Here is a 12,810-nt window from a genome sequence, read left to right as displayed (position 1 = left end):
AATTCATTAGATAGAAAACCCAAAAAAGAGGAGTAACCATGATAGAAACATAAAACCAAACTGATCAAATATATCCGCAAAAAAAGCGGATGATGGTAACGACATCACCCGCTCATTCTGTCTGGATTTTGATATTCGGCACATTCTTCCTGAAGCTGCCGAAAAACCAATTTTTAAAAGCCAAACTAAACAAATATATGATTTTTACATCACGTATAAGGGTATTTTATTGCCCCTATAGATACCGATTATTACTTACTATGAAATTAGCGCTTCTCTTAACGGTCGCCTTTACCATACAAGTTATGGCCGAAACCAAGGCACAAACTGTTACGCTAAATGCCCGTAATAAAACGCTTCGCGAGGTATTACTGGAAATTCAAAAACAACATGGGTATTCATTTTTGTTTCGTGGAGATAATATAGCGGATAGACGCATTACCGCTCAATTGAATCAGGTGGATTTTGTTGACGCGATGCGTGTTATATTAGATGAAAATGGGTTTGCCTGGTCATTGGAAGATGGGATTATTACCATCAGGAAAAAACCTCAGGTGACTGCAACACAGATAAGCCCCTTACAGCTACGGAGTTTTTCCGGACGGGTGACCGATGAACACAACACCCCATTACCGGGGGCAACCGTGAGCATTAAAGGCACAACCGCAGGTACAAAAACCAATGAAAATGGTGTTTTTGAAATCAAAACTTCCCTAGCCAACGGTATCTTCGTTTTCAGCCTAATGGGTTATGCCCCGGTAGAAGTGCCATTTAACAGCAACACAACGATAAATGTTACCTTGAAGGAAACATTGAGTGACCTCGATGAAGTAGTGGTGGTGGGATACGGTACTGCCAGAAAGAGTGACCTAACCGGGGCGATTACACAGCTGAAACCGGATGAAATTGCCGATGAAAATCCGCGTACCGTTCAAGATATTTTAAGGGGTACACCCGGTTTAACGATTGGACTGGATGCATCAGCAAAAAACGGTGGTAGTATCAACATACGTGGCCAGCGTTCAGTATATACGGAAGCGAACCATAACTCTCCTTTGTTGATTTTGGATGGGGTGATTTTCTATGGCGAGCTATCCGAAATTAATCCGGACGATATTGAACAGATCGATGTATTGAAAGATGCCTCGGCAGCGGCTGTCTATGGTGCGCAGTCTGCTAACGGGGTACTCATCATTACCACAAAAAAAGGAAAGCAGGGAAAGCCCAAAATTAATTTTACCTCAAACCTAGGACTTTCAACGATGGGTGCCAACCGACCGGTTTGGGGCCCCGAGGGGTATTTACAATACAGGCAAGACTGGTACATCGCCGGTACGTATGACATCAATCCGACTACAGGTAATTACGAGCCTTATATGTCCGGTAGTACCGACGCTCTACCTGCTAAAGGTAAGCCTGGTTATTATGAAAAACTGACCCCCGAAATGCTGGCTAAATATGGAATAACGGAGGCCGATTGGCGAGCTTATTCCGTTAACGGAGCCGATGCTTCCAATGAAGAAATATTTGCCAGACGGATCGGTCTCGATCATAATGTATTAACGAATTATCTTGCCGGAAAGACCTTCGATTGGTACGATCATAGTTTCCGTAACGGTTTTAATCAAGATCATAATGTGAGTATTTCCGGTGCCAGCGATAAGATAAATTATTATATGTCCGCCGGATATTTGTCTAATCAGGGTGTTATCGTAGGCGACAATTACCGGGCTGTACGGTCGAACCTCAAAGTAGATGGTAAGGTGACAGACTGGTTAAATATTGGTGCGAATATAAATTTTCAGGATCGTACGGACGGAAACATCGCCACGGATTGGGGTAGAGCTATCACGTTAAATAGCCCTTTTGGGTCTTATCGAGATGAGAACGGGAACCTCGAAGTACACCCGCAGGGTTCCGGTCTTACGGGGCTTATTAGAGGCTATAATTATGATTTTGACAGACAATTCCAAGATCTGGAAAGTGGCTATACCGTGTTAAATTCCATTTTCACAGCTAAAATAAAACTGCCTTTTAACATTACCTATTCATTTAATGGTTCGCCCAGGTATCAGTGGTTCTACAAACGCTATTTTGCTTCATCAACACACCCGGATTGGAACCCGCTTTCTAATAATGCGGGGGTAGATCGCGAAAACAGTAAACGCTTTGACTGGTCGATCAATAACACGATTAACTGGGAGCAAACCTTTGCCGAAAAGCACCGAGTAAATATAACCCTGGTGCAGGAAGCGGAAGAGCGGCGATACTGGTGGGATGTTATCAGGGCCCGGAATATAACACCTACCGATGCGTTGGGCTTTCATGAAACGAGTGGTGGAGACAGGTTGCGAAGTGAATTTGATACCGAAGACAGTCGGCAAACGGCAGACGGTATGTTGGCCCGCCTTTTCTATTCGTATGACGATAAGTATATGTTTACGGGTTCGGTACGCAGGGATGGCTACTCGGCATTTGGTACCTCCAATCCACGGGCTACTTTTTTGTCTGCCGGATTAGCCTGGACGTTTACCAAAGAAAATTTCTTTAATTGGAATGCCATGAGTAATGGGAAACTGCGCCTGTCTTACGGACAAAATGGCAATCGTTCGCTTGCAAACCCTTATATTGCATTGGCCAACTTAGCCAATGGTGTGGGCACGCAGGGCTATATCAACGCAAATGGCGACTATATACAGTATCAGTACTTACGGATAGACCGCTTAGCCAACAAGGATCTGCAGTGGGAGAAAACCGCTTCGTTCAATATCGGTTTGGACTTCGGCTTTCTGGATAATCGTATAGCAACGACCTTGGATTATTTTCAAATGTCCACCACCGACATGATCATGAACCAGTCTTTACCGAATTTTTCGGGTTTTACCAGCATTACTACCAATTTGGGTGAAGTGCAAAACAATGGATTCGAAATAGCCATCAATACACAGAACATCATGAAAAAGGACTTTAGTTGGAGCACTTCTTTTGGTTTTTCAAAATATAAAAACACCATTAAGCACCTGTATTACCAATATCAGGATGTGCTGGATGCGAATGGTAATGTGGTGGCCAACAAAGAAGTAGACGACATTGGAAATGGATGGTTTATTGGCCAGCCTATCAGCGCTATCTGGAATTATAAAGTAACCGGAATTTGGCAGGTTGATGAAATAGACGAAGCCGCCCGGTACGGACAACGTCCCGGCGATCCTAAAGTAGCCAATAATTATACCGCCGATGATATCCAGAATGCAGACGGGAGCATGCGTCCTGTCTACAACGATAATGATAAAGAGTTTTTGGGGCAAACGCAGGCGCCTATTATGTGGTCGCTACGGAACAATTTCACTTATAAAAATTTTAACTTTTCTTTTAATATCTATTCATACTGGGGGCATAAGAGCACGAACGGGGCTTATCTGAATCAGGATAACGGAACCTCAACGATTAGCCAGGGCTTGGCAAATACTTATGAGAAACCTTATTGGACACCGGAAAACCCAAGTGATTTTTGGGCGCGATTAGAATCGAAAGGACCTGCGGGTCTTAACGCTCCCCAAAGAGTATTCGACCGATCTTTCATCAGGTTGGACAATATAAGTTTGGGCTATGCATTACCTAGTAAGTTAATCTCGCGCTACCACATCGAAAATATAAGAGTTTTTGGTTCGGTTCGGAATGCGGCCGTATGGTACAAAGATAAGAATTGGCGGTATTGGGATGTTGAAACCGTTAATGACAATGGTATAGGTAGCTTGGCACCAAGAATATTCACTTTGGGGGTAAACCTAACTTTTTAAAAACATTAATTATGAAAACGAAGACTTATTATATATCGGTTATCAGTATATTATCAGTTACTTTATTGGCCAGCTGCACAAAGGATTATTTAAAGCCAGATCCACTTTCGTTTTACGAACCTGAACTTACCTTTTCAACACGTTCTGGTTTAGACGCGACCGTTGCGATGGCAGACAGGCATTTGCGTACCTATTGGAGCCATTTGGAAACAAGGGATGTATCTGTCCCGATTAGTACCGAGTATATGCTGTCGGACGTAGCGGTTTCCGGTAAAACAGACGACGGTAACATTTTTGCTGATGTGGCAACGCGCCTTACGCCGACGGACGGAATGCACGACAATCAAATAAACACGATTTCTTTTTTCTGGGATCAGACCTATATGGGTATCAAATATGCCAATACAATTACGAGTTTCATTGATAATGTGCCGGATTTGGATGAGGCTACCAAGCGCGAATACCTAGGTAGAGCCTACTTTCATCGGTCTTTTCGGTATTTGGCACTTTGTTTCCAATTTGGAGATGTACCACTGGTGACGAAAATATTAACAGCACCCAAACAAAACTATAAAACTTCCAGTCGCGCAGCTATTTTGGAAATGATTACCGCGGATATGGAGAAAGCGGTGGAATGGGTGCCGGAACAATCGCAAATGGCCTATGTTGGCATGATCAATAAGGCCGCTTGCCGTCAGCTTTTAATCAAATGCTACCTAGCCACGGGCCAGTGGGATAAGGCAATTGAACAGGCCAATATACTGATTGATCGTTCGGGATATGCATTGATGACGGAAAACTTTGGTACATTTGATAATCCCTCTCCTATTGCATGGCCTGTTACCCGCAATGTGATATGGGACTTGCATCGCCCTATAAATAAAGCTATCGTAGCAAATAAAGAAGCGATCCTGGTAATGCCTAATCGCGAGGGCACAGATGCTACCATTCGGTATAAATCGATGCGCAACTGGGGTCCTATGTGGAACCAGGCGGCATTGAAATCACCCAGTGGAAAGGTTCTGTTGGCTGCCGCCAAAACCGATTCTAAATATAGAGCTGAATATGACATTAATGGTTCGGTAGGCAGAGGGATCGGATTGATAAGACCTACTCATTTTGCTCAATACGGTCTTTGGTCTGTTAACGGAATTGAAGATACGACTGATTTGCGGCACAACAGCACCGTCGGCAACTGGGCCCGCATGGAGATGCTTAAATATAATGATCCTACAGATGCCTATTATGGACAAAACTTGCGCCTGTACGAAGGTACCACGCTCTTATGCACCGATACAATCCGCAGCTGGTTTAATTGGCCTCACTATAAGATATACATCGATGACCCTGTGTTCCTAGCAACGCCTACTTCGAACAGAAATGATGGTGGAGCTGCCGACTGGTACTGCTACCGTTTGGCAGAAACCTATCTACTAAGGGCAGAGGCACAATTTTATAAAGGAAATATTGGAATGGCGACAGCAGATGTCAATACCGTAAGAAAAAGAGCACATTGTAGCCAGTTCTATGCAAGCGTTACCATTGGTGATATCGTTAATGAGCGCGCTCGTGAACTATATATGGAAGAATGGAGACACATGGAATTAAGCCGCATATCCTATAGTTTGGCATTGAGCAATAAAGCAGATGAATGGGGTAATACGTATCAACTAAATAACTTATCAGACAACAATTATTGGTACCAGCGTATTCAACATTACAACGATTATTATAATAAAAACAAGGTAACTGTTAGGAATAGAAGCTATACCATAGCGCCTCATAATATTTATTGGCCCATTCCTCAGGATGCAATTAATTCTAACCTGTATGCCAAATTACATCAAAATCCCGGTTACAGCGGCTATGACGCAGGAGTTGAAATGTGGACTAACTGGCAGGATGCCGTAGCTGATGAAGATACTACGAATTAAGCATTACATAGGTCTATTGAATTATGTAATGGATTAATAAATCAATAAAAATCAAAAATATGATGTGCAAGAAACGATTTCTTTTCATGTTGGCAATATTTTCTTTTCAATTATTATTTGCCCAGCGTGAGACTGCCAGTCAGCCTAATATCGTCCTCATCATTGCCGATGATATTGGTTGGGGCGATATTGGCTGCTATGGCAACAAGGATGTAAGAACGCCTAATATTGACGCCTTAGGTTCTGCCGGGTTAGTATTTAAGAACATGTATCTTACAACCAGCAGTTGTAGCCCCAGTAGAAGCAGCATCATTACCGGCCGGTATCCACATAATACGGGGGCGCCGGAACTACATGATCCGCTCCCGGCAAGGCAAATCATGTTTCCGGAGATACTCAGAAAAGCAGGATATTATACAGCACTTTCGGGCAAAAACCATATGGGCCCCGCTGTAAAAAAAGCATTTGATATGATTTCGTCAGGTAAGGGCCCCGGTGCGGAGGAAGACTGGGTGTCTATCCTTCAAAACCGACCTGAGAACAAACCCTTTTTTATGTGGTTTGCTTCGCACGATGCGCACCGCGACTGGCAGTTCGATGAACGGGGTATAACACACGATCCGGAAAAGTTAAAGGTGCCGCCCATGTTATACGACGGTCCTGAAACGCGCAAAGATTTGGCGGCCTATTACCATGAGATTTCCCGTCTCGACTACTATGTTGGAAAGGTGGTGGAAGAACTTAAACATCAAGGCATTCTTGAAAATACCTATATCATTTTTATGAGTGATAACGGGAGCCCTTTTCCGCGCAACAAAGTGAGATTATATGATAGCGGTATAAAAAGCCCTTTTATTATGATCGGCCCTGGCATAAATATCGCCGAGAATAGCTCCTTATTTAGCGCCATTGATATCGCCCCTACCATGCTGGACATAGCAGGAATCGCTACAACAGATAAGCGAATACAGGGAAAAAGCTTTTTCGGGGTGCTACAAGGCCGCGAACAGATGATACGTGATTTTGTTTTTGCTGAACATAACTGGCACGTGTTTCAAGGTTACGAACGCATGGTTCGCTATAAGGATTGGGTATATATCCGAAATGGCTTCCCTGAAAGGCAGAACCTTGCCGGTGAATCAACGAAGATGTTCCCGGCAGGCAAAGAACTTTGGGAAGCTTATGAGAGAGGCTTGACCAATGCAGCACAGGAAGATGTTTTCCTGAAGCCGCGAAAGCCAGAAGAACTCTATAACCTATCCGGAGATACCTTTCAGTTTACCAATGTGGCAGAGGTGGGCAGTAATCAGAAGATACTAGCTTATCTGCGAAAGGTTCTTGATGAATGGATCGTAGAGACCGGTGATTCGAAGCCTCAAAACCCTACACCGGATCGGGACGATGTGGAAGGAAAACGACTTCCGGGAGCGTGGAAGAAAAGAGAGAAGCCAGGTGAACGGAACGAAGCCGATACCATAAACCGATCCGGTCCTATACTTGAAAAGGATCTCAGATAGCAAAACGATTATTTTTAATCATGCTTTCAAAAAAACTTAAATTTTCTCATAATTAAAAAACCATTCAATGAAGTATTTAAAAAAACCATTTTTGTTATTACTAACAGTATGTTCGTTTCAAATCTTATTGGCGCAAAATGTGTTGACCAACTTTCCGAAAGGATCAATGCCGACGGAAGTTGGTAAACGATTGGCTTATCATTTTATAGATGGGAGGCATGAGCTATATGCCGGGCGGTTTATCCATTATGCAGAGGTATGCACCTGGAATGGCGCTTTGGACTATGCTGTAAAAACTAATGACCAAAAGCTTATTAAACTCCTGCAGGAAAAATTTGAACCTTTTTTTACAACAGAAAGGGTATTATTGCCTCCCATGAACCATGTGGATTATAATATGTTTGGAAGTCTCGCACTCAAGCTTTATCAGATAACAAAAGAAGAGCGCTATAAAACTTTAGGACTGGCCTATGCTGATTCGCAATGGAATGTGCCAACAAATGCTAAAGCAGAGGAAAAAGCCTGGGCAGATAAGGGGTACTCCTGGCAGACACGTCTTTGGATTGACGATATGTATATGATTACGGTTGTACAAAGTGAAGCATATAAAGTGACGGGTGATCGTAAATACCTGGATCGAGCGGCAAAGGAAATGGTACTTTATTTAAATGAGTTACAGCGTCCCAATGGCCTTTTCTACCACGCTCCTGACGTCCCCTATTATTGGGCGAGAGGCGCCGGATGGATGGCAGTAGGAATGCCAAATCTGTTAAGGTTATTACCTTTAGACCATCCAGATCGATCACGTATTATGGAAGGTTATTTGACAATGATGAAGAGTTTGAAAAATTATCAGGGGGAAAGTGGTATGTGGAACCAGCTTATTGATGAACCTGATTTCTGGCCGGAAACCTCAGGAACAGGGATGTTCGCTTACGCTTTTATTGTTGGTGTGAAGGAAGGGTGGTTGGATGCGGCATCCTACGCTCCAGCTGCACGCAAAGCGTGGCTGGCGATGGTTCCTTACATTGACCAGCGTAATAATGTAACCGAGGTTTGCATCGGTACCGGCAAAAAGAATGACAAACAGTATTATCACGACCGTCCGCGAAATGCAGGAGATCTTCATGGGCAAGCACCTTACCTTTGGTGTGCAGCTGCGCTACTGGAAAAAGGCACAAAATAGTCGAACTCTCTACTAAGCTCGAAAACTTTTAGAGCACCCACTCAGTGGGTGCTTTGCCGAATTTCTTCTTAAAAGCGTGTGAAAAATGTGAAAGACTTTCAAATCCGAGATCAAGGTAGATGGCAGAGGGCTTCTTGTTCTTTCTTTCTATAAGATGTCGGGCTTCGGCCAGTCTTCTTTCTTGCAGCCAATGGCGAGGTGCCATGCCGAATATCTTATGGAAATCACGCTTGAAACTAGCCAGGCTTCTTCCTGTAAGCCCGGCAAATTTTTCAATAGGAATGTTATAATGAAAATTATTCAACATAAATTTTTCCAAATCGATCTTATAGGGCTCAGAAAAATCGAACAAAAATTCTTTGAGCTGAGGCATGGTATTAAGCAACAGATATACGACCTCTTTTACTTTTAACAAGCCTAACGTATTGATTATTTTTTCCTCAGGATGACGAATATAGGGAATAATGGATTGAAAAAAGGCCGCTAAAAAATCGTTTTCAGGGATGAGAATATTGGAAGGTCCGGCATATTTTTGTCCTATCTCAATTTGCTCTTCAAGCGCAATCTGCCGTAACAAATCTTCTTGCAGGCTTATAACAATCGTCTGATAGTCCTCATTCTCCAAGGGCGTTTTAGTAATCTCTCCCAGCTGATTTTTTCGCATTAATAACATCTGACCGCGACTCATTGAAATTTTTTGATCCGCAGTTTCCAACGTGAAATAGCCTGAAACTAGCAACACCAAGATGTTGTGCCCCAAGAATGCTCCTTTTTCCTTCCTCTTACTTGAAAGATAGGAAAAAAAAATTACTCCAGGGACTATTTCGGTTGGACTCGTCATGATGTAAAGATATAAAACAGACAGAATTTATGCGTAGTCCGATTAGCGCTGTAAATAAGTACCACCGAGTATTGCATTGGGTGAAAAATGTGTATTGAGGGCGTTCATCTCCTCTGCCGTGAAGTTTATTTCCATCGCTTGCATATTCTCCGGTAGCCGGGATCTCCTGCTCATGCTTACCAATGGCATTACATGATCACCTTGCTTATTTACCCAAGCAATGGCTAGCTGCGTTGGCGTGCATTCTTTTTCTTTCGCCATTTGCTTTAAAAATTCGACTTTTTCCAGATTCCTAATCAGATTCTCTCCTTGAAAACGCGCGAAGTGATTTTGGTAGCTATCGGCCGGAAGCGGCGCTTTCATTTCACCGGTGAGTAAACCTTCGGCCGTATTGGCAAAGGCTACTACACCTATACCTAGCTCTTTAGCAGTGGGAAGCAGATCATGCTCGATTTGACGGTCAGCCAATGAATAACCTATTTCCAATGCCGACACCGGGTAAACACTATTCGCTTTTCGTAGTTGTTCGGCCGTTATTTCTGAGACACCGAGGTGACGTACCTTTCCTTCTTTAATCAGGTCTGCAATAGTTCCTATAATATCTTCTACCGGAACACTGTTATCCATTCTACAGGGTTGATAAAGATCGATGGTATCTATTCCCAACCTAACTAAAGAATAATTTATGAAATTTTTGATGGCTATGGGGCGTAAGTCGAGCCCAATCCATTGGCCTCCATAAAAGATCGCACCAAACTTGACGCTTATGAAAGCCTCATCGCGTCTATTCTTAATGGCTTTACCTACTAATAATTCGTTGTGACCACTACCGTAAAAGTCGCCTGTGTTCAAAAAATTAATACCATTGTCTAAGGCCATTTGAATGGTAGCGATGCTTTCCTTTTCATCGTTCACCTGTCCTCCCCAAACAGGCGACATGCGCATACATCCTAGTCCGAGCTTGGACACAAGTGGTCCATTTTTACCTAAGGTTATCTTTGTTATTGTTGCCATTGCTGCTATTTTATGATTAACGGTATAAAGGTCCGTTTTTTTGCGCCGAGATTGCTTTCTCTTACGGCTCAATTTACTTGTCTGGACGGCTCAAGTATCGAGCTGATACGGTGTTCAACCAGTTTAAGGGGGTAAACAGTCTTTCTTGTCGTGAACCGAATTAGGATTCTGTCTTTTATGGCGTTAATGGCTTAGCCCTCATAGAAAACGGAGATACCAAAAGAGTGCAGTTTCTGCTTTTTCTGTTTGGATACCGCTATACAGGTACTGATCATAGCCTCCGAGGATAAACCCGTACTGCTTGTAGAATTTACAAGCGGCAACATTATTGTTTTGCGTCTCCAAGCGTAGTCCTGCCAACCCTTCTTGTTGTGCCCAATTAGCCGCGGCATTCATCAACAATTTTGCCGCGCCTAAACGACGCAGACTTAGATCAACCGCGAGATCATCGATGGAAGCATAGCCATTCCAAAAGTGGGAAACAGCAATGTAGCCTCTTGGTCTAAAATCGAGATCATCAACAACAAATAAGGCAGCCTCGGCATTACCGATATGCTCTTTTAAAGAGGTTGCATCAAAATCATATATTTTTTCGTACGGAACAGCAAGCGTACTTTCTATGAGATCAGATCCGTCAAAGGGTTCAATAAAAACGGACCGAACCTCAAATGCGTAAAAACCCTCTGCCAATTGAGCGACGTCTCCTTCACGCGCCTCTCTAACTTTAAAGTGCCTTGTCATCCAGAATAAGACTTGTAAAAAAAATGCAATTTAGTTAAGTTTGTGAAAACAACCGATTATGATACTAGAATCCCTAATTGCTGAATTTGAATACGAAGTAAACAGTACTAGAAAACTATTACAAGCTGTACCGGAAAGAGATATTAATTACAAACCTTCTACCATTTCATGGACAATGGGCGAGCTCGCGCAACATATCGCTACCATATATTACTGGTATGTGGGTACACTTACACAAGATGTGTACGACTTAGCGGCAGATCACCTTGAACGCGGAGAGGCGGTTGATATCAAAGCAACTATTGAACTTTTTGAAGAAAATGTGGAAAGGGCACGGGCGGCATTGAAGTCGATAAAGGAAGAAAACTTGCAAGACCCGTGGACCATGAAAGTGGGCGAACGTACGGTACTTGGACCGATGCCGCGAGGTATTGTAGCGCGAAATTTTCTTTTTAATCATATTTATCATCACCGTGGCGAATTGATTGTTTATCTTCGTGCCACCGGCAATAAGGTGCCAGGCCTTTACGGACCAACCTACGAAGAAATGACAGGGCGCTAATAAAGCCCTGTCAAGCAGATGCAACAACATAAGGTATCAAGCTAATAAAATGGATGCTTCTTGAACTAAGGATTCCATTAATCCGGCTGCATTACGATGAATAAAGCTTTGTGCGTGCTGGCCTGCCCAAAAGTTTACTAAATCTGTTTTTCCCTGCTCTAACGCAGCTTTTTTTAACGGTGCCAACAATTTTGTATGTAGGGGAAATGGCAGTACCTCTTGCTCAAAGGGGATTTCGTCAGCGATACGATTTTTGATCATCCTACCCATTCTTCCGGTAAGCGATTTCGAGACAACGGTATATCTACTCTCGTCTGAAAAAAGCTTAGCACGATGCGTCGCGGTTGCGTTACACTCTTCGCAAGCAACGAAGGCTGTGCCCAACTGTACGGCATCAGCTCCCAAATTGAATGCCGCTGCAATCCCCTTCCCATTGGATATCCCCCCCGCTGCAATGATTGGAATTTTAACCTTGGACTTCAGTTGCTGTAGAAGGGCGAACAATCCGGTAAACGACTCCTGAGGCGAGCGAAGAAAAGAAGGTCGATGCCCACCTGCTTCAAAGCCGGCAGCCACGAGGGCATCAACTCCTGCTTCTTCTAACAGAAGTGCTTCATCAAGCGTTGTGGCAGCACCCACTGTTCGAATATTCAGTCGTTTACATTCTCGAAGGATTTCAGATGATGGCGCACCGAATATAAAGCTGAATACTGTCGGCTTAATTTCGAATATAACCTCAACCTGACTTTCGAATTTGGATGGGATATCTGTGGATAAGTCTGGCATGGGAATGCTTAGTTCATCGAAATAGGGCTTGAATTGTTGCTTCACCTGTTCCACCTTTTTCACGGAATAGTCCGTCAGCCGTTCATCAACATCTGATACCCATAAATTAAAGTTATAAGGTTTATCAGTTAACCGGCGAATAGCTTTATCCGCTTCCCTTATCTCTTGAGGCGTTAACGTGTAAGCACCAAAGCTACCTAAACCGCCCGCATTAGAAACAGCTGCCAATAATTCGGGTGTTGAAAACCCTCCTCCCATTGGACCGAGTAAAATCGGGTATTTAATACCAAACAATTCGGTGATTTTTGTTTGATTCCACATTTCTATTCGTTTTTATTATGCCTTGCCCGGAATTATACTTATGCCTCTAATATATTTAAAAGTATCCTGCAATGGAATAATTTGTTAGGTTTTTACTTTTAGGTGTTA

General features: G+C 43.2%; 9 protein-coding genes. 5 read left to right on the top strand and 4 right to left on the bottom strand.

Features of this window, described 5'->3' with window-relative positions; all coding sequences use genetic code 11:
* Window positions 1-260: 260 nt before the first annotated feature.
* From E0E36_RS04515 to E0E36_RS04500, 4 genes are all read left to right on the top strand, one after another.
* Entirely contained in the window at window positions 261-3,800 is a 3,540-nt protein-coding gene (locus E0E36_RS04515) for a SusC/RagA family TonB-linked outer membrane protein (protein ID WP_242627123.1), read from the top strand.
* Window positions 3,801-3,811: 11 nt separating this feature from the next.
* Complete coding sequence (locus E0E36_RS04510) at window positions 3,812-5,734, top strand: RagB/SusD family nutrient uptake outer membrane protein (RefSeq protein ID WP_130854882.1); 1,923 nt, start codon at window positions 3,812-3,814, stop codon at window positions 5,732-5,734.
* Between the two features lie 59 nt (window positions 5,735-5,793).
* Complete coding sequence (locus E0E36_RS04505) at window positions 5,794-7,251, top strand: sulfatase family protein (RefSeq protein WP_130854881.1); 1,458 nt, start codon at window positions 5,794-5,796, stop codon at window positions 7,249-7,251.
* A 67-nt stretch (window positions 7,252-7,318) separates the two neighbouring features.
* Entirely contained in the window at window positions 7,319-8,437 is a 1,119-nt protein-coding gene (locus tag E0E36_RS04500) for a glycoside hydrolase family 88/105 protein (RefSeq protein ID WP_130854880.1), read from the top strand.
* Window positions 8,438-8,465: 28 nt separating this feature from the next.
* Here E0E36_RS04500 and E0E36_RS04495 read toward each other — a convergent pair whose 3' ends face one another.
* From E0E36_RS04495 to E0E36_RS04485, 3 genes are all read right to left on the bottom strand, one after another.
* Window positions 8,466-9,278 (bottom strand): helix-turn-helix domain-containing protein, encoded by an 813-nt coding sequence (locus E0E36_RS04495; RefSeq protein ID WP_130854879.1) that lies wholly within the window; start codon window positions 9,276-9,278, stop codon window positions 8,466-8,468.
* A 42-nt stretch (window positions 9,279-9,320) separates the two neighbouring features.
* Window positions 9,321-10,292: an aldo/keto reductase gene (locus E0E36_RS04490; protein WP_130854878.1), complete on the bottom strand. Its 972-nt coding sequence runs from the start codon at window positions 10,290-10,292 to the stop codon at window positions 9,321-9,323.
* Between the two features lie 198 nt (window positions 10,293-10,490).
* Window positions 10,491-11,033, bottom strand: coding sequence for a GNAT family N-acetyltransferase (locus E0E36_RS04485; RefSeq protein ID WP_130854877.1), 543 nt, complete (start codon window positions 11,031-11,033; stop codon window positions 10,491-10,493).
* Between the two features lie 58 nt (window positions 11,034-11,091).
* Here E0E36_RS04485 and E0E36_RS04480 point away from each other — a divergent pair, with 58 nt between their 5' ends.
* Complete coding sequence (locus E0E36_RS04480; protein ID WP_130854876.1) at window positions 11,092-11,595, top strand: DinB family protein; 504 nt, start codon at window positions 11,092-11,094, stop codon at window positions 11,593-11,595.
* 36 nt (window positions 11,596-11,631) lie between these two features.
* On the opposite strand, the gene E0E36_RS04475 is transcribed toward E0E36_RS04480, so the two are convergent.
* Window positions 11,632-12,702: an NAD(P)H-dependent flavin oxidoreductase gene (locus E0E36_RS04475; RefSeq protein ID WP_130854875.1), complete on the bottom strand. Its 1,071-nt coding sequence runs from the start codon at window positions 12,700-12,702 to the stop codon at window positions 11,632-11,634.
* Window positions 12,703-12,810 lie beyond the last annotated feature (108 nt).

Origin of the sequence: Olivibacter jilunii (genome assembly GCF_900607235.1) — a bacterium.
Lineage (GTDB): Bacteria > Bacteroidota > Bacteroidia > Sphingobacteriales > Sphingobacteriaceae > Olivibacter > Olivibacter oleidegradans.
The sequence above is the reverse complement of the archived record's forward strand: the minus strand, read 5'-3'. Positions and strand labels throughout refer to the sequence as shown.

What these genes read in the sequence shown, in the direction of transcription:
- E0E36_RS04480 (WP_130854876.1), top strand. Translation starts at nt 11,092, where the DNA reads ATGATACTAGAATCCCTAATTGCTGAATTTGAATACGAAGTAAACAGT.
- E0E36_RS04490 (WP_130854878.1), bottom strand. Translation starts at nt 10,292, where the DNA reads ATGGCAACAATAACAAAGATAACCTTAGGTAAAAATGGACCACTTGTG.
- E0E36_RS04495 (WP_130854879.1), bottom strand. Translation starts at nt 9,278, where the DNA reads ATGACGAGTCCAACCGAAATAGTCCCTGGAGTAATTTTTTTTTCCTAT.
- E0E36_RS04475 (WP_130854875.1), bottom strand. Translation starts at nt 12,702, where the DNA reads ATGTGGAATCAAACAAAAATCACCGAATTGTTTGGTATTAAATACCCG.
- E0E36_RS04515 (WP_242627123.1), top strand. Translation starts at nt 261, where the DNA reads ATGAAATTAGCGCTTCTCTTAACGGTCGCCTTTACCATACAAGTTATG.
- E0E36_RS04510 (WP_130854882.1), top strand. Translation starts at nt 3,812, where the DNA reads ATGAAAACGAAGACTTATTATATATCGGTTATCAGTATATTATCAGTT.
- E0E36_RS04500 (WP_130854880.1), top strand. Translation starts at nt 7,319, where the DNA reads ATGAAGTATTTAAAAAAACCATTTTTGTTATTACTAACAGTATGTTCG.
- E0E36_RS04505 (WP_130854881.1), top strand. Translation starts at nt 5,794, where the DNA reads ATGATGTGCAAGAAACGATTTCTTTTCATGTTGGCAATATTTTCTTTT.
- E0E36_RS04485 (WP_130854877.1), bottom strand. Translation starts at nt 11,033, where the DNA reads ATGACAAGGCACTTTAAAGTTAGAGAGGCGCGTGAAGGAGACGTCGCT.